Raw genomic sequence first — 18,049 nt, 5'->3', positions numbered from 1 at the left:
CTATTAGAATCTGTAGTGAGCAAATGCCTTGTTTGCTTCAGCCATCTTGTGCATATCTTCTTTCTTCTTTACAGCTGCACCGGTGTTGTTAGCAGCATCAAGGAGCTCATTTGCCAGTCTCTCTTCCTGAGTCTTCTCTCCTCTTTTACGTGAGTAAAGAGTAATCCATCTCAGGGCCAATGCCTGTCTTCTTTCTGGTTTAACTTCGATCGGTACCTGATAAGTAGCTCCACCGATACGTTTTGCCTTTACCTCAAGTACAGGCATAATGTTGTTCATCGCTTCTTCGAAGACTTCAACGGCTGGTTTGCCGGCTTTTGCTTCGATACGGCCGAATGCACCGTATACGATCTTCTGAGCAACACCTCTTTTACCATCTAACATAATGTTGTTAATTAACTTAGTAACAACCTTGTTATTGTAAAGCGGGTCTGCTAATACGTCTCTTTTTTGAGTATGTCCTTTACGTGGCACGTTACTTCCCTCCTTAATATCGCCGTCTTTTCATACGAATAAACAGCTATTCATTAGATCCTCGGTACTCACAAACATTGAAGTTGCGTTCGCGCTCGGTTTCTATCTATATAATCCTGCAACCTACAGGTTCAATATCTAAAGTCCGGCACTAGAATTTCAAATGTGTGGTATTAATTATTTTTTCTCTTTAGGTCTCTTAGCACCGTATTTGGAACGAGCCTGTCTTCTGTTCGCTACTCCTGCAGTATCCAGTGTACCTCTAACGATATGATATCTGGTACCTGGTAAATCTTTTACTCTACCGCCGCGAATTAAAACAACGCTATGCTCCTGAAGGTTGTGACCCTCACCTGGGATGTAGCTTGTTACTTCGATTCCGTTTGAAAGACGAACTCTGGCGATCTTTCTGAGAGCAGAGTTAGGTTTCTTAGGGGTTGCAGTTTTAACTGCTGTACAAACGCCTCTCTTCTGAGGAGCAGAAATGTCAGTCGCCTTCTTCTGTAAAGAGTTGTAACCCTTCTGCAGAGCTGGTGCTGTGGATTTCTTAACGCCTGTTTGTCTGCCCTTTCTTACTAACTGATTAAATGTTGGCATTCCATTCACCTCCTGTGATATTGTCTGTGGTTGCTGTCATCTTCAGCTTAATTTACGCACAAAAACATGACGCGTTTATGCACGCCTAATTATTATATACATATTGTTTTTTTTTGTCAAGGTTTTATTTTTTAGATATAATTGCAAAAAAATGGACTGCTGTAATGATATTTTACGGCAGTCCAATTTTTTTTATTTTGTAATTATTTTAATTCTTTCAGCTTTTCGTTAATCAGACCATCCATTTCTTCGGTATACTGATCAACTGTCAGCTTACCTGCAAGAACTTCCACCAGCTTGTCGCGAAGATCGCCCTGAACTGCTCCGGTCAAAGCCTGATACCCCCACTCTGATCCGGGACGTGATGAGGTTGCAGCCAGTTCCTTTGAGAAGATATTAAAATATTCTTTTCCAAAGGCATAGTTTAGACTCTCATTTCCTTTTACCTGAGATAAGTAGCTGTTCTCTTCACAGTACTTTGCATTGTTCTCAGCCTTAGAGATCCATTCAATGAATTCTGCTGCTTCCTTTTCCACTCCGGTGTTCTGGAATGCAGCCAGATACTTTCCTCCCGGTACGGAAGAACGCATTGCTTCTTTAGGAAGATAGGTTACACCCCAGTCAAAGTCAGTGATCTGATCTTTGTAATTGGCGATCATCCAGCTTCCGGAAAAATGCATTGCTACCTGACCGGTACGGAATAAGTTGTTTGGATTTTCTGATCCAAGCCATACAGAGGATGGAACGATTTCCTCGTCATGAAGATCTTTAAAAAATTGTATGGCATGCTTATTTTCTTCAGTATTAAAATCCGAAGCATTGAGGTCATTATTTAAAAGACCGCCTCCTGCCTGGTAAAGAAGGGTTGTAAACCGCTGCGGGGATTTATCATATACCAGACCGTATTTGCAGCCGCCTTTTTCCATTACGGTTTTCATGGCTGTCTTCCACTCATCCCATGTCCAGATCTCATCCTCAGACTGGGGTACAGCAACACCGGCCTTCTCAAAAGCTGTTTTATTATAAATAAGTCCGTTAGCAGTTACATCCATAGGCGCTGCCAGCACCTTATCATCAAATACAAATTTCAAGCCTTCTCCGAAGCTGTTTACAAATTCATCTTTGTTTGATACGTATTGCCCCAGATCAACCAGCTGGTTCTGAAACGGTCCTAAATTGGTAAGTCTGGCAATCGCCGGAGCTTCCTTACCATTAATCATGTTCTTAATCTTGCTTTCCAGATCTGAGTAAGGAACTTCAATCAGCTCGATTTTGATGTCTGGATGCTCTTTCATATACGCATCTGCCAGCTTCATGAAAGATTCGCCTTCCTTGTTGTCGCTGAACCAGACTACTTCAAGTTTTTTCTCCTTGCTCTCTGCTTTTCCCCCACCAGAACAACCGGTTAAGGTTCCAAGCGCCAATGCCCCCATAAGCAGCCATGATACCATTTTTTTCATAAAATACCTCTCCTTTGTGATTTAGTACATTCATTTTAACATTTGCGGCAATACAAAAACCTCATATTTCAGACATGAAATCATTCTTTTTTGCTCTCTTTTGACTGTGCGTATTTTTTTGGTGTAATTCCTGTCATTTTCTTAAATACTGAAATGAAATGGCTGTCACTATTATAGGAAAGTGCCAGCGCAACATCGGTAACAGAGTGCCCTTCCTTTAACAGAGCCTTTGCTGCAATGATCTTCTGGTTTGCCACATACTGAGTCAGGGAAAAGCCCGTCTCCTTTTTAAAGTAGTGGCTCAAATAATAGCGGTTCATATAAAACCGGCTGGAAATCTCATTTAAATCCAGTCGTTCTTCCACATGAGATGCAATATACTTCTTTAACTGTTCAATTCTCTCCCGGTAAAGAACAGGATCTTTAAATTCCTCTTCCTGTTTTTCTACAAATTCCTGAGCTGGCTTGTTTTTCTCCCTTTCCATAAAAAACTGGTACATTTCATTAATGGATGCAATCAGCTCCAGTATGGAAAGCTTGATCCTCACCGTTGATTCAGCCCTGTCTCTGTTCTGGGAATGAATGCTCTGCTCTATTTTTTCAAACAGTTTTTCTACTTTCTGAAGATTCTCCCCACACAGATGAAGACGATGCAGAAATGGATCAGGCCGGTTCTCAAAAAAGCGGGAGAAGTCGTAATGAAACACCTCTGCCATCTGGCTTAACAGCTCCGGCTCAAACATGAGGACATACCTGTAATAGGTTTTCCCCGCAGCACCGCTGGTGCGGTGATACTCCTTGTTGTTAATAAGAAATAAATCTCCCGATCTTACATGATACGTGCGGTTTCCAACTTCCATCAATGCCCCGTCTGTAAGAAACAGAATAATTTCATACTGGTTGTGAAAGTGAAACCCCTGCATGGCCCAATTTTCAGAGCCTCCATGAAAATAATACAATGAGTCAAATTCTTCAAAAAAAACCCGTTCTTTCATCTCCACAACCAGTCCCTTCTAATGCCAAGCAGTATTCATAGCCTCTTGCAGCACCAGTATTACAAGTGCCTGTCCATAGGTCATCGGACAGCACGGGATTGTCTTATAAAATTCTCCGTTAAGTCCGATCGGCGTTCCATAGGAAACATTTTTAACAGTACCATATTCATCAATATAATTTAAAAGATTTTTCATTCCCAGCTGGATCAGCTCATGAAAATCTTCTTTCTTTAATATTCCAAGGCGCACCCCTTTCATAATTCCATACAGGAATGCAGCGCTGCAGGATATCTCTATATAGGAAGAATCATCATCTATAATGGTATGCCATAAGCCGGTTTTTGGATCTGCATATTGTTTCAGCGCATCTACCTGATTTTTATAAACACTTAAGAAATACCGCTTCAGGCCTTCATCCATATTAATATCTTCTAAAAGCTCCATGATCACTATCGTGTACCAGCAGTTTCCTCTTCCCCATAAAACTTTACCGTAGTTATCGTTTCTTTTAAAGTTAAAACCGTGGTAAAACAGTCCCTCTTCTTTATTTAATAAGTATTTAATATGAGAAAGGATCTGATAATTTGCCTCATCATAATAATCTTTCCGGTCAAGAAGCTTACCAGCTCTTGCCAGAAACAGCACTGCCATAAACAGTGTATCAATGAGAATCTCATCATCATTGGCACTTCCCGTTATCATATGCTGAAAGCAGCCATCTCCTGTGCGGATCAGCTTTTGATCTTTCATGATCCAGTCGGCCCAGTCTTTGATAAACTCCAGATATTCTGGTTTGCCCGTTCTTTCATATAGATAAGTAAGGGTGAGCATGGGAGACGTCGTATTCACATTCCGCTCCAGAATCCCCTCCCTGATCCGGTTATCATACCAGTCAATGATGGAGTCGAGAATCTCCTGCCTACCGCTAAGCTCATAATACTTATAAAGACCAAATATTCCCACTCCCTGGGGCCACTCCCAACAATTAAAATCAATCAGGCTGATGGGGTACACTTCTTTCATGCCATTATTTTTTAAAACCATCATTTTCTCTGATACCAGATTTAACTTCTCTTCTAATGTCCTTAAATCTATCACGTCGTCTTTTTCCTCCATCTGATTGTGCCTTCTACTGTCTGCGGATAATGGTATACAGTTTCCCCGTTGACCTTTAATATGGTTTCTTTCTCAAGAAGATACTCTGTCCCATTTTCATCTGTAACAGAAGTGCTGGTTCCGTCCATGGTGATGGCGAGTTTTTTGAAAGCCGAAAAAATATCATCAAGACTTTGGTCTTCTCCTAAGCTTCCTACCCTCACAACCCATACATTGTCTCTTCCCTGGCTGATAAATTCCCGGAACTTATTGGGGCCGTGTTCCTGTATGGTAAGTCCCTGAAGGGCTTTTACTGCAATATAGGCCCCATCCTTTTCCAACACCAGAACGCCATCTTCTCCTTTATAACGGGAAAATGCACTGATTGGAATGTAAGCATGAGTATACCCAATTCTCTCTTCTTCCTCAATATGAAATCTCAAAACTGCTGTATTTTTAAATTGAGCCCCAAGGGGAAGTACCCCGTTACCTGCCCAGAAATTGGGTCTGCCGCTTCCATATGGAAACGCTTCTCCCGGGTGATTGATAAACACCTGAGCCGTCTCATCAATTGTTGCCTGTAAGATATGCTCCTGATATCCTTTCTCAAATGGCTTAAAGCCTACCGCAGTGGACAAAAGCGCACGGTTATTTTTGTAAAGATAAAGATTGACGTGATTTTCAAATCCCTGGGTATTTTCAAAGATCAGTTCTTCTTCTTCGTCTATTACCCCATACTTTTTATACTCCATTGGAGGTTCATAATTCCCAAGAATGAGAGAAATGTATCCAATACAGGCTCTGTTTAAATATCCAGCATTATAAGCCACATAAAGCAGGGAGGTGGTGCCCGCATTGTAATTCCCCTTCATCTCCTTTTCATAACTCCGGCCAAAGCTGGTCATTACGGCCCCCTTATGGGCGTTGACTGTCAGAGAGTAGAATATCATATCCAGTGCCTTTTGCGCTTTTTTATGGAGTGGATTATCCTCCTCCGTCAAATTATAAAGGGTACCGATTCCAAGCACATCGACTGGAATATAGGCGTTGGAATTCCATTCTGTAATAAATTCCCTGAAAAAGTCGTCAAACCATTGATGCAGCAGCTCTTCTCCTCTTGCCTTTACCTCTGCCCCCGTTCTGCCACTGTTGGTAAAAATCCGGTCAGGCAGGTAGGTTCCTGTCAGATACTGACAGCAATGAAAAAGAAGTGCATGATTTTCGCTGAAAAACCACATCACATCGTCCCCAGGTTCATCTATCCAGTATCTGTACTGAACCATGGTTTCTTCCAGAGCCTTCTTTAATGTGTCAGAAATACGGCTTGGGAACATCCGGTAAATGTAAATCATAATGATAAAATGAAAATCAGAACAGTCTTTTCTGCTTCTCACACCTTCCAGCTCTTCCATCAGAATCGCTTCTGCCCGCTGGCAATTCTGATTCATATAAAGCAGGGCTGCGGCTTTATATGTATTGTCAGGAGCAAAACGGATTACAGCATCCATTGCCAGTTTTTTGCGGATGCTGCTGTCTTCATTCCCGCTTAAGAGGAATTCTTCCCGCACCAGCTGATTGCCGATTTTCCTCTTTATAGAGATTCCCTGATAGGTAAGTACAACAGTAAAATAATAATATCCTGGTGAAATGTCATCAGTATGGAACAGCTCCAGCCCTTTTTGTAAAGGTTCCATGGTATATTTTCTGGTTTTTATAAGCTTCCATGATTGTTCCATTTTCTCTATAAATTCACCGGGAGTTATGATGACCTCCAGGTCAAGGTTGGTATCAAACGGATTGCTAAGATTCATTTTTACAGTTTCACTGATATACGCCTCTTTATCAAAGCTCATTCCGTTTAACATCTGCTCCATTTTTGTTAAAACGCCTTCATTTACATCTTCTTTCACTGGAATTAGTATCTTTAAATCAGCTCCTCCCAGACGCTTCATTCGGAAATAGTAATCCGTATCCCGCTCTGCCAGATCATCAAGACACACCACCAGTGAATTTACCCCTTTTGAAAGAGGAATGGAAACCGTTGTTTTTTTTACCAGATTTCTGGTAAATGGTGTGAAGTCACAGATCAGCTGTTCATTTGACCAGACTGTTAACCCGCCGCAGGTCTCCAGCTCAAAATCTATGGTGTTTGCTACATCAGACCAGAGCGTGGTAAAGCCATACATTCTTAAATAAGTAGGACGGTAATAAAAGCCTGATGCATCGATTCCCGGATTGCCAAATGGGAAATATTGTTTTAACTTATTGCTCTCTGACAGCTCTGTAAAATCAGGATAATCGGGAACTTCCCGTCTCCGTTCCTCTAAAAATTCTTTCCTGCATGGATTCTCATGAATGGCAAATCCTTTCTTCAGCCATTCATTTACTCTTCCGCTTAAGGTAGATCTGGTAAATTCCCGGACCTGGGTATGAACCTCGCTTATGAGGAAGCGGTTTACAAATCCTTCCGCAAACAGCGGATATTCCAAGTACTTCATGCTCTCTTTCCTCCCATTTACTCTTTTACTCCTCCGGATGTCATGCCGCCTATGATATGGCTCTGCAGTGTTACGAACACTATGATCACCGGAATCATGGATATAACCGACATGGCCAGAAGGCTGTTCCAGTCAACTGAATATTCACCGGAGTAATTTGCAAGCGCAAGCTGTATGGTGTAACGTTCTTTGCTGTTAATCACCAGCTTGGGCCAAAGGTAATCATTCCATCTCCACATAAAGGAGAAAATACAAAGCACTGAGATAACCGGTTTTGCCAGAGGAAGCATAATCCGCATTAAAATGCTGGTTTCCGACGCTCCGTCAATTCTGGCCGCTTCCATATAGGCATCTGGAATTCCTACGTAATACTGTCTTACCAAAAATACGGCAGTTGGGGATGCTACAGCTGGAATAATCAGCCCCCATAAGCTGTTGTAAAGACCGGTTGCTACGATAACCTTAAAAATGGGAATCATGATGACCTCCAGCGGAATCATCAGCGTTGCCAGTACAATACCAAATAAAATTTTATCTCCTTTAAATCGGTATTTGGCAAAGGCGTAGCCTGACATTACATTTACCACTATGGTAAGGAACGTGGCTGTAACACTGGTAAATACGGTATTGAAGAAATAAATTCCGAAATGCCCTTCTTCCAATGCCTTCTGGTAATTGGAGAAGGAAGGGTTTTTCCCAATCAGGCTTGGCGGCCAGGAAAACAGTTCTCCTGTACTTTTAAAGGAGGAACCAATCACCCAGAGAATGGGGATGAGGAATAAAAAGGTCAGAATCAGCAAAATTGCCCATGTCACTCCGTTTAAGAAATATTTCCTGTCCTTAGTCTGCATCCTGTTCACCTCCTTTATTTATCTTAAACTGTATCACTGTAAACATTGCCAGCAGCACGAACAGGATCATGGTCATCGCACTGGCATAACCCATCTGATTTTTTTCAAATCCCGTTTCCTGAATCGTCTGAACCATAAACTTAGTGGCACCTGCAGGTCCGCCCTGGGTCAGAGCATATACCAGCGGATATGTTTTTATGATAGTCACAGTGGATAAAACCAGAACCAGAAGGCTGGTTGGTTTTAGAAGCGGCAGGGTGATGTAGCGAAACTGATGGTAGAAACCTGCACCATCGATGCGTGCCGCCTCATAATAAGTTTCAGAGATGGCCTTAATTCCTGATATGAACATGACCATGTAATAACCGGACATACTCCATGCAGTCACAAAGATTACCACCCCCATGGAATAATTCTGATCCGTCAGCCATTTAACAGGGGAGTGTCCCATCACAGTGAGAAGATAATTAATGACGCCGAATTCTTCTCCCAGAAGGAATCTCCAGGTCAGTCCTACTATGATACTGGAAATCATGGTAGGCCAGTAGAAAACAGCCCGGAAGAAATCATTTCCTTTTCTGGCTCCTGACAATAACAAGGCCAGACCCATGGCCGATATATAAACAAGTGGAACCGAAACCCCGGTAAAGAAAATGGTACGGAGAAACGAATTCCAGAATCCCCGGTCCGAAAACAGCTTAATATAATTTTGAATCCCCACAAATATCTGAGGATTGATACCATCCCACTTTGTCAGTGATATCCACAACCCATTTACTGCCGGAAAGAACAAAAACAGGCCGAATATAATTAAAGTAGGAGCAAGCAGCAGATAAGGGAATACATTCCGCTCAAACTTCCTCATTGATTTTACCTCCTTTTTTTATGATTATAGCATTAAAAAAAGGAGAAAAATCAAGTTTAATTATGCAAATATTATAGAATATTGTCATTTCCATAAAAAAAACGCCCTGACAGAAAAACCTGTCAGGGCATCTTCATACTTATTCTTCTATTTCACCTTCACTAATGGCTAAAATTTCTTCTGCATCATCAAAATTGTCATCAGATAACAGAATCTCATCATCATCAGTTAAAAGGATCTCATCACTTTCTTCACAAGCAGCATCTGTGCTTAAGTTAATAGTACGGTAACGTTTCATACCTGTACCGGCAGGAATCGGCTTACCAATGATAACATTCTCTTTTAATCCGATTAAATGATCCACTTTACCGTTAATGGCAGCTTCAGTCAGAACCTTAGTGGTCTCCTGGAAGGAAGCAGCTGACAGGAATGAATCGGTAGCCAGAGATGCCTTGGTGATACCAAGCATTACCTGCTTTCCGTCTGCCGGCTCTTTGCCTTCGGCAAGAAGAGCTTCATTTAAATCATTATAGTCAAGAACGTCCATAGAAGTTCCTGGAAGAACATCGCTGTCTCCGCTTTCTTCTATTTTGATCTTCTTAAGCATCTGTCTTACGATCATCTCAACGTGCTTATCATTGATCTCAACACCCTGCAGACGGTATACACGCTGTACTTCCTGGATCATATAATCCTGTACGGCACGAACACCCTTAATCTTTAAGATGTCATGAGGATTTACACTACCTTCTGTCAGCTCATCGCCGGCTTCCAGTACCTGACCATCCTGTACCTTAATTCTGGAACCATAAGGAATCAGATAAGTCTTTGAGTTTCCTGTTTCGTTCTCAGTAATGATAATTTCACGTTTCTTTTTTGTGTCTTTAATGGCAACTACACCTGGGAATTCTGCAATGATTGCAAGACCCTTCGGCTTACGTGCCTCAAAAAGCTCCTCGACACGGGGAAGACCCTGTGTAATATCGCCACCGGCAACACCGCCGGTATGGAACGTACGCATGGTCAGCTGTGTACCAGGCTCCCCGATTGACTGAGCTGCAATAATACCAACTGCCTCACCAACCTGAACCGGCTGTCCCGTTGCCATGTTGGCTCCGTAACATTTCGCGCAGACACCCTGATGGGATTTGCAGGTAAGAACGTTGCGGATCTTGATTGAATCACGCCCCATCTTATTGAGCACTTTCATAACTGCTCCTGCACGCTTCGGTGTACACATATGGTTTGCTTTTACAATTACTTCTCCTGTATCCGGATCTGTAATGGTTTCTGCGATAAATCTTCCTGTGATACGCTCTTCCAGGCTTTCAATGGTTTCCTGTCCGTCAGTGAATGCCTTGATCTCCATAAACGGAATATCTTTGCCTTCACAGCAGTCGATCTCTCTGATAATCATATCCTGGGATACGTCTACCAGACGTCTGGTCAGATAACCAGAGTCGGCTGTTCGAAGCGCTGTATCGGAAAGTCCTTTACGGGCTCCATGAGCAGAGATAAAGTACTCCAATACGTCAAGTCCTTCACGGAAGTTTGACTTAATAGGAAGTTCGATGGTGTGACCGGTTGTATCTGCCATAAGTCCACGCATACCTGCAAGCTGTTTGATCTGTTTATCAGAACCACGGGCTCCGGAATCTGCCATCATGTAGATGTTGTTGTACTTATCAAGTCCTGTCAGCAGGTCATGGGTCAACTGATCATCGGTTGTTTTCCATGTGTCAATTACTTCTTTATAACGCTCTTCCTCTGTGATAAGACCACGGCGGAAGTTCTTTGCAATCTGGTCAACCGTTGCCTGGGCATCTGCGATCAGCTTCGGTTTGCTCTCCGGCACAGTCATGTCGGAAATGGATACTGTCATGGCTGCCTTTGTTGAATACCGGTAACCAATGGCCTTAATGTCATCCAGAGTTTCAGCGGTCTGTACAGCTCCGTGAACGTTAATAACTTTTTCAAGGATCTGCTTACACTGCTTCTTGCCTACATGGAAATCCACTTCCATTAAAAGCTCATTGCCTGGAATGGAACGATCTACGAAACCAAGATCCTGAGGAACAATCTCATTGAATATGAAACGTCCTACTGTGGATTCTACAACTCCGCTTAATACGGTACCATCTGGCATCTTCTTGCTGACTCTTGCCTTGATTCTGGAATGAAGGGTAACTGCCTGGTTTTCATAAGCAAGAATTGCTTCATTAATGCTCTTGAATACCATTCCTTCTCCCTTGGCACCAGGTCTTTCCTGTGTCAGGTAATAGATACCAAGGACCATATCCTGAGATGGTACTGCTACAGGACCACCGTCGGAAGGCTTTAATAAGTTGTTTGGAGAGAGCAGAAGGAAACGGCACTCTGCCTGGGCTTCTACGGAAAGAGGCAGATGAACCGCCATCTGGTCACCATCGAAGTCGGCATTAAATGCGGTACAAACAAGAGGATGAAGCTTAATTGCCTTACCTTCTACCAGAATCGGCTCGAATGCCTGGATTCCCAGTCTGTGAAGGGTAGGCGCACGGTTTAACATAACCGGATGCTCTTTGATTACGTCCTCTAAGACGTCCCATACCTCTGTCTGAAGACGTTCTACCATCTTCTTTGCATTTTTAATGTTGTGTGCTGTACCATTGGAAACAAGCTCTTTCATTACAAAAGGTTTGAATAACTCAATAGCCATCTCTTTTGGAAGACCGCACTGATAGATCTTAAGTTCTGGTCCTACTACGATAACGGAACGTCCGGAGTAGTCAACACGTTTACCTAAAAGGTTCTGACGGAAACGACCCTGTTTACCCTTTAACATATCAGATAAGGACTTTAAGGCACGGTTTCCAGGTCCGGTAACCGGTCTGCCACGTCTGCCGTTGTCGATTAATGCATCAACCGCTTCCTGAAGCATACGTTTTTCATTGCGGACAATGATATCCGGTGCACCCAGCTCTAAAAGACGAGCCAGACGGTTGTTACGGTTAATAATTCTTCTGTATAAATCATTTAAGTCGGAGGTAGCAAAACGGCCGCCGTCCAGCTGTACCATAGGACGGATATCCGGAGGAATGACTGGAACAACTGTCATGATCATCCACTCTGGTAAGTTACCGGAGTTGCGGAATGCTTCCACAACTTCCAGTCTCTTAATTATTCTTGCACGCTTCTGTCCGGTTGCGTCCTTTAAGCCTTTCTTTAAATCCGCAGAATCTTTTTCAAGATCTATGGAATGAAGGAGCTCTAAAATAGCTTCAGCACCCATTCCCACACGGAAGGAACCGTAACCGTACTTATCTACTTCTTCTCTGTACTCTTTTTCTGATAAAACCTGCTTATACTGAAGACCTGTATTTCCTGCATCCAAAACAACATAAGAAGCAAAATACAGCACCTTCTCCAGTGTTCTGGGTGAAATATCAAGGATCAGACCCATACGGCTTGGTATTCCCTTGAAATACCAGATATGGGAAACAGGAGCAGCGAGCTGGATATGACCCATACGCTCTCTTCTGACACTGGCCTTGGTTACTTCAACGCCGCATCGGTCACAGATAACGCCTTTATACCGGATCTTTTTGTATTTTCCGCAATGACATTCCCAGTCCTTGCTCGGTCCGAAAATCCGTTCACAGAACAAACCGTCTTTTTCCGGCTTTAAGGTTCTGTAGTTAATCGTCTCAGGCTTTTTCACCTCGCCGTGGGACCAATCCAGAATTTTCTCCGGAGATGCCAGACCGATCTTTATGGCATCGAATGTCATCGGGTGGTAAGTTTCATTATTTTCAGGCATGAGCGGTTCTCCCTTCTATTATTCTTCGTCTGAATCGTCAAATTCTACGTCATCGAAATCCTCAAAAGAATCGTCGACACCGTCCGCATCCTCTTCTTCATCAACATTTACCAGTTCATCATCCTTGAATTCCTGTTTCTGATAACCAAATTCACCAAAGGATTCCTCATCGCGGTAATGCTTATCGCCTTCAATGATGGATCTTAAATCTGTTTCCTCATAATCGGTGCTCTCAGCAATCTGAACCTCTGTATTATCATCACGCAGCACTCTTACATCGAGAGCCAGTGACTGAAGTTCCTTTAACAATACCTTGAAGGATTCCGGAATTCCAGGCTCAGGAATATTCTCGCCCTTAATGATGGCTTCATAGGTTTTTACACGACCTACCACATCATCGGATTTCACTGTCATGATCTCCTGCAGTGTATAGGACGCACCATAAGCCTCCAGAGCCCAAACCTCCATCTCTCCGAAACGCTGGCCGCCGAACTGAGCTTTACCGCCCAGAGGCTGCTGTGTAACCAGGGAGTATGGTCCGGTAGAACGGGCATGGATCTTATCATCAACCAGATGGTGCAGTTTCAGATAATGCATGTGTCCAATGGTAACCGCACTGTCAAAGTATTCTCCGGTCCGCCCGTCACGAAGGCGAACTTTTCCGTCTCTGCTCAGCGGAACACCTTTCCACAAGCCTCTGTGCTCTAAATGTTCTCCCAGATATTCAATTACATCAGGTCTTAAAGTATCTTTATATTTCTCCTGGAAGTCTTCCCACTCCATATTTACATAGTCGTTGGCTACGTCCAGGGTATCCATAATATCAATCTCGTTTGCTCCGTCAAATACAGGTGTTGATATGTTAAATCCAAGTGCTCTTGCAGCAAGGCTTAAGTGGATCTCAAGTACCTGACCGATATTCATACGGGAAGGCACGCCCAGTGGGTTTAATACAATATCAAGAGGACGGCCGTTTGGAAGGAATGGCATATCTTCTACCGGAAGCACACGGGAAACAACACCCTTGTTACCATGACGTCCAGCCATCTTATCACCAACAGAGATTTTTCTCTTCTGTGCGATGTAAATGCGGACAGTCTGGTTCACACCCGGTGAAAGCTCGTCACCATTTTCTCTGGTAAATACTTTAGCATCAACGATGATACCGTAAGCACCATGAGGTACCTTTAAGGAAGTATCACGTACTTCTCTGGCCTTCTCGCCGAAGATTGCACGTAACAGTCTCTCTTCTGCTGTCAGTTCGGTCTCACCCTTTGGTGTTACCTTACCAACAAGGATATCTCCTGCACGGACTTCCGCACCAATACGGATAATACCTCTTTCATCAAGATCCTTTAATGCATCTTCGCCGACACCAGGAACATCACGGGTAATCTCTTCCGGTCCTAACTTGGTATCACGGGCTTCTGCCTCGTATTCCTCAATATGAACAGAAGTATAGACATCTTCCTGTACCAGTCTCTCACTTAAGAGAACCGCATCCTCGTAGTTATAACCTTCCCAGGTCATGAATCCGATCAGCGGATTCTTACCAAGAGCGATCTCACCCTTTTGTGTAGAAGGACCGTCAGCGATAACGTCTCCCTTTGCCACATGGTTATTCTTAAATACGATTGGCTTCTGGTTATAGCAGTTGGACTGGTTGCTTCTCTTAAACTTGGTTAAACGGTAAACATCTTTTCCGCCATCGGAATCTCGTTTGATAATGATTTCGTTGGAGGCAGAACGTTCTACCACACCGGAGTTTCTTGCAACAACACACACACCGGAGTCAACGGCAGCTTTTGCTTCCATACCGGTTCCTACAACAGGAGCGTCGGTTGTCAATAATGGAACGGCCTGACGCTGCATGTTTGATCCCATGAGCGCACGGTTCGCATCATCGTTTTCCAGGAAGGGGATCATGGCTGTCGCTACGGAGAATACCATCTTCGGAGAAACGTCCATTAAATCAATATTCTTTCTCTGGAACTCGGATGTCTCCTCACGGAAACGTCCGGAAATATTCTTATGGATGAAGTGTCCTTCCTCATCAAGAGGCTCATTCGCCTGAGCAACAACAAAGTTATCTTCTTCATCTGCAGTTAAGTAAACAACCTCATCGGTAACAATCGGATTGTTCACATTGGTTTTATCTACCACGCGGTAAGGCGCCTCCACGAAACCGTACTGATTTACTCTTGCATAGGTAGCAAGGGAGTTAATCAGACCGATGTTAGGACCTTCTGGTGTCTCAATCGGGCACATACGGCCGTAATGAGTATAGTGAACGTCTCGAACCTCGAATCCGGCACGGTCTCTGGAAAGACCTCCAGGTCCCAAAGCAGATAAACGTCTTTTATGGGTAAGCTCAGCAAGCGGGTTATTCTGATCCATGAACTGGGACAGCTGGGAACTGCCGAAGAATTCCTTAACAGCCGCAGTAACCGGCTTGATATTAATCAGAGACTGTGGCGTAATGCCATCCATATCCTGTGTGGTCATACGCTCACGGACAACACGTTCCATTCTGGACAGACCAATCCGGTACTGATTCTGGAGCAGTTCTCCTACCGCACGGATTCTTCTGTTGCCCAGATGATCGATATCATCTGCGTTACCTACTTCTTCTTCCAGATGCATGTTATAGTTGATGGAAGCTAAAATATCTTCCTTTGTAATATGCTTAGGAATCAGCTCATTCACGTGTCTGTGAATTGCCTTCTTTAATGCTTCTTCGTCGTCGCTTCCAACTTCTGACAGGATTTTTTCAAGAGCTGGGTAGAATACTAATTCTGTAATCCCGGCATCCTTTGGATCAAATTTCACATGGGCTGACAAGTCAACCATTAAGTTGGAAAGAACTTTCTGTTTGTGCTCCACACCTTCCAGCCACACGAACGGAACAGCTGCATTCTGAATAGTAATCGCGAGCTGCTTGTCTACAGTCGTTCCAGCCTCTGCTAAGATTTCGCCGGTTGTGGTATCCACCACATTCTCAGCCAGAACATGACCAGTGATGCGGTTTTTAAAGTGAAGCTTTTTATTGAATTTATATCGTCCGACTTTGGCCAGATCGTACCGTCTCGGGTCGAAGAACATACTATTTAACAAACTTTCAGCACTATCAACAGATAAAGGCTCACCTGGGCGGATCTTCTTATATAACTCCAATAAGCCATCCTGGTAATTATCAGAAGTATCTTTACCAAAACTGGCCAGTAATTTTGGTTCCTCACCAAACAGATCAATAATCTCTGCATTGGTACCATAACCAAGAGCACGAATCAGGACGGTTACGGGAACCTTTCTGGTTCTGTCCACACGTACGTAGAAGATGTCGTTGGAGTCAGTTTCATACTCCAGCCATGCACCACGGTTTGGAATTACCGTACATGCATATAATTCCTTACCTACCTTATCGTGTTCGATACCATAATATATACCTGGGGAACGTACCAGCTGGCTTACAATAACACGTTCGGCACCGTTAATCACGAAGGATCCGGTATCTGTCATAAGCGGAAGATCGCCCATGAAGATCTCATGTTCATTAATTTCATCTTTATCTTTATTGCAAAGTCTTACTTTTACCTTTAAAGGAGCTGCGTAAGTTGCATCTCGTTCTTTGCATTCTTCTATTGTGTACTTGATGTCATCCTTACATAATGTAAAATCGACAAACTCAAGACTTAAGTGTCCAGCAAAGTCTGCAATTGGAGAGATGTCTTCAAAGACTTCCTTCAATCCTTCATCAAGGAACCACTGATAGGAATTCTTCTGAATCTCAATCAGGTTTGGCATCTCAAGCACTTCTTTTTGTCTTGAGAAACTCATTCTCAGGCTCTTACCGGCCGGGACCGGACGCATTCTGCTTTTCTCCATTGACGTTTCACCCCTGTTTTCTTTCTATTCATTTCTGTTTTGGGCATAAATGTCCCAATAAGGCACACAAAGCCACAATAGTGCACATTCCATAATATCATAGTGCTGTCAAGGTGTCAAGCATTTTTTGCTTGTATTTCCCAGAAAAATGTGTTATACTATTGCAGATAGGCCCAATTTACAATATGAACTATTGGAGGTATTCCCGGTGAGCACATTTTTAAACGTATTATTAGTGATTCTTTTCATCGTAGTGATAGCTCTGGCAGTCCTTTACTTTCTTGGAAGAAAGCTGGAAAAGCGTCAGGTAGAACAGCAGCAGGCATTGGAAGCTGCGGCACAGACCGTTTCCATGCTTGTGATCGATAAGAAAAAGATGAGGCTAAAGGATGCCGGGCTCCCAAAGATCGTGTATGAACAAACGCCAAAGTACATGCGCCGTACCAAGCTGCCGATCGTAAAAGCAAAGGTCGGACCAAAAGTTATGACATTGATTGCAGACGCAAAGGTTTTCGATGTGCTTCCTGTTAAGACAGAAGCAAAGGTTGTGATTAGCGGTATCTACATAACCGAAATCAAAAGCCTCCGTGGTAAAGCAGTACCTCCGGCGCCGAAGAAGAAATCTTTTTGGGACAGGTTTAAAAAGAACAATCATTAGACCAGGTTACGATTCCTATCACCGGAACGTCTGTGATAGATGCCGATGAGCGATTAAACTCGTTCATCGGCATTTTTATTTGTCTTTGAATAATTAATTTTCAAAATGTCAGATAAATCTATTGACATAGTGGAAATATATGATATAATCAAGCTACAAGGTAGTTAGTAATAACTAACCAATAATCAAAAAATTAAATTTCAATATAAATGAGAACCCGAAAGGAGAACCACTATGTTTGAACAAATTATTTTACCTTATAAATATGAAGCTTTAGAACCCCACATCGATGCACTTACAATGGAAACACACTATTCCAAGCATCACGCAGCCTATACAAAGAATCTAAATGATGCAGCAAAAATAGCCGGAGCGGAGAATATGGATATTGTTTCCCTTCTCTCCTCTCTCGATAAGATTCCGGATGAGGCACTTAGAAAGACAATCAGGAACAATGGAGGCGGTTTTTATAATCATAACCTGTATTTCTCCACAATGAGCCCTGATGGCGGCGGAGAACCAGATGGTCCGCTAAAGGCGGCTCTTGACGATGCTTTTGGAAGCTTCTCACAGTTTAAGGTTCAGTTAAGCGCTCTGGCAGCCGGACAGTTTGGATCTGGCTGGGGTTGGCTCTCAGCTGACAAGGCTGGTAAGCTGCATCTCTCATCAAGTCCCAACCAGGATAATCCGTTGATGGAAGGAGGCGGTAAGGTACCAATTCTTGGAATTGATGTCTGGGAACACGCTTATTATCTTAAGTATAAGAATCTAAGGGCTGATTATATCAAAGCTTTCTTCGATGTGGTAAACTGGAAGGAAGTATCAAATAATTACGAGAAAGCACTAAAAGGTTAAGAACCTGATTTAAGGAG

12 protein-coding genes are annotated in these 18,049 nt (G+C 43.1%); 2 read left to right on the top strand and 10 right to left on the bottom strand.

The window, feature by feature from the left end; genetic code table 11:
• Window positions 1-3 precede the first annotated feature (3 nt).
• The 10 genes from rpsG to rpoB form a co-directional block, all read right to left on the bottom strand.
• Entirely contained in the window at window positions 4-474 is a 471-nt protein-coding gene (gene rpsG, locus ACOAOT_RS24695; RefSeq protein WP_097002557.1) for a 30S ribosomal protein S7, read from the bottom strand.
• A gap of 177 nt (window positions 475-651) precedes the next feature.
• Window positions 652-1,071, bottom strand: coding sequence for a 30S ribosomal protein S12 (rpsL, locus tag ACOAOT_RS24690; RefSeq protein WP_104439475.1), 420 nt, complete (start codon window positions 1,069-1,071; stop codon window positions 652-654).
• A gap of 203 nt (window positions 1,072-1,274) precedes the next feature.
• On the bottom strand, window positions 1,275-2,531 hold the full coding sequence (locus ACOAOT_RS24685; RefSeq protein ID WP_420219363.1) for an ABC transporter substrate-binding protein: 1,257 nt from the start codon (window positions 2,529-2,531) through the stop codon (window positions 1,275-1,277).
• A gap of 80 nt (window positions 2,532-2,611) precedes the next feature.
• Window positions 2,612-3,526 (bottom strand): AraC family transcriptional regulator, encoded by a 915-nt coding sequence (locus tag ACOAOT_RS24680; protein WP_420219481.1) that lies wholly within the window; start codon window positions 3,524-3,526, stop codon window positions 2,612-2,614.
• A gap of 18 nt (window positions 3,527-3,544) precedes the next feature.
• Window positions 3,545-4,642 (bottom strand): glycoside hydrolase family 88/105 protein, encoded by a 1,098-nt coding sequence (locus ACOAOT_RS24675; RefSeq protein WP_420219362.1) that lies wholly within the window; start codon window positions 4,640-4,642, stop codon window positions 3,545-3,547.
• Complete coding sequence (locus ACOAOT_RS24670) at window positions 4,621-7,119, bottom strand: hypothetical protein (RefSeq protein ID WP_420219361.1); 2,499 nt, start codon at window positions 7,117-7,119, stop codon at window positions 4,621-4,623. Before ACOAOT_RS24670 ends, ACOAOT_RS24675 begins: the two co-directional genes overlap by 22 nt.
• Window positions 7,120-7,136: 17 nt before the next feature.
• The gene (locus tag ACOAOT_RS24665) at window positions 7,137-7,970 is read right to left on the bottom strand and encodes a carbohydrate ABC transporter permease (protein WP_420219360.1); all 834 of its coding nucleotides are present in this window, start codon (window positions 7,968-7,970) and stop codon (window positions 7,137-7,139) included.
• Complete coding sequence (locus ACOAOT_RS24660; protein ID WP_420219359.1) at window positions 7,960-8,835, bottom strand: carbohydrate ABC transporter permease; 876 nt, start codon at window positions 8,833-8,835, stop codon at window positions 7,960-7,962. The genes ACOAOT_RS24665 and ACOAOT_RS24660 overlap by 11 nt, the downstream gene beginning before the upstream one ends.
• 139 nt (window positions 8,836-8,974) lie before the next feature.
• Window positions 8,975-12,634 carry a DNA-directed RNA polymerase subunit beta' gene (gene rpoC, locus ACOAOT_RS24655; protein WP_420219358.1) on the bottom strand — a complete coding sequence of 1,220 codons (3,660 nt, stop codon included), beginning with the start codon at window positions 12,632-12,634 and terminating at the stop codon, window positions 8,975-8,977.
• A gap of 18 nt (window positions 12,635-12,652) precedes the next feature.
• Window positions 12,653-16,519 (bottom strand): DNA-directed RNA polymerase subunit beta, encoded by a 3,867-nt coding sequence (gene rpoB, locus ACOAOT_RS24650; protein WP_420219357.1) that lies wholly within the window; start codon window positions 16,517-16,519, stop codon window positions 12,653-12,655.
• 208 nt (window positions 16,520-16,727) lie between these two features.
• Between rpoB and ACOAOT_RS24645 the strand changes: the two genes are divergently transcribed.
• Window positions 16,728-17,177 (top strand): hypothetical protein, encoded by a 450-nt coding sequence (locus ACOAOT_RS24645; protein WP_117417327.1) that lies wholly within the window; start codon window positions 16,728-16,730, stop codon window positions 17,175-17,177.
• Between the two features lie 234 nt (window positions 17,178-17,411).
• Entirely contained in the window at window positions 17,412-18,032 is a 621-nt protein-coding gene (locus tag ACOAOT_RS24640) for a superoxide dismutase (protein ID WP_420219356.1), read from the top strand.
• The last annotated feature ends 17 nt before the right edge of the window (window positions 18,033-18,049 follow it).

Origin of the sequence: Lacrimispora struthionigena, assembly GCF_048627165.1 — a bacterium.
Lineage (GTDB): Bacteria > Bacillota > Clostridia > Lachnospirales > Lachnospiraceae > Lacrimispora.
The sequence above is the reverse complement of the archived record's forward strand: the minus strand, read 5'-3'. Positions and strand labels throughout refer to the sequence as shown.

Bases quoted from the DNA above. Each gene is read 5' to 3' on its own strand.
- rpsL (WP_104439475.1), bottom strand. From the start codon at position 1,071: ATGCCAACATTTAATCAGTTAGTAAGAAAGGGCAGACAAACAGGCGTT.
- ACOAOT_RS24685 (WP_420219363.1), bottom strand. From the start codon at position 2,531: ATGAAAAAAATGGTATCATGGCTGCTTATGGGGGCATTGGCGCTTGGA.
- ACOAOT_RS24680 (WP_420219481.1), bottom strand. From the start codon at position 3,526: ATGAAAGAACGGGTTTTTTTTGAAGAATTTGACTCATTGTATTATTTT.
- ACOAOT_RS24675 (WP_420219362.1), bottom strand. From the start codon at position 4,642: ATGGAGGAAAAAGACGACGTGATAGATTTAAGGACATTAGAAGAGAAG.
- ACOAOT_RS24670 (WP_420219361.1), bottom strand. From the start codon at position 7,119: ATGAAGTACTTGGAATATCCGCTGTTTGCGGAAGGATTTGTAAACCGC.
- ACOAOT_RS24665 (WP_420219360.1), bottom strand. From the start codon at position 7,970: ATGCAGACTAAGGACAGGAAATATTTCTTAAACGGAGTGACATGGGCA.
- ACOAOT_RS24660 (WP_420219359.1), bottom strand. From the start codon at position 8,835: ATGAGGAAGTTTGAGCGGAATGTATTCCCTTATCTGCTGCTTGCTCCT.
- rpoC (WP_420219358.1), bottom strand. From the start codon at position 12,634: ATGCCTGAAAATAATGAAACTTACCACCCGATGACATTCGATGCCATA.
- rpoB (WP_420219357.1), bottom strand. From the start codon at position 16,519: ATGGAGAAAAGCAGAATGCGTCCGGTCCCGGCCGGTAAGAGCCTGAGA.
- ACOAOT_RS24640 (WP_420219356.1), top strand. From the start codon at position 17,412: ATGTTTGAACAAATTATTTTACCTTATAAATATGAAGCTTTAGAACCC.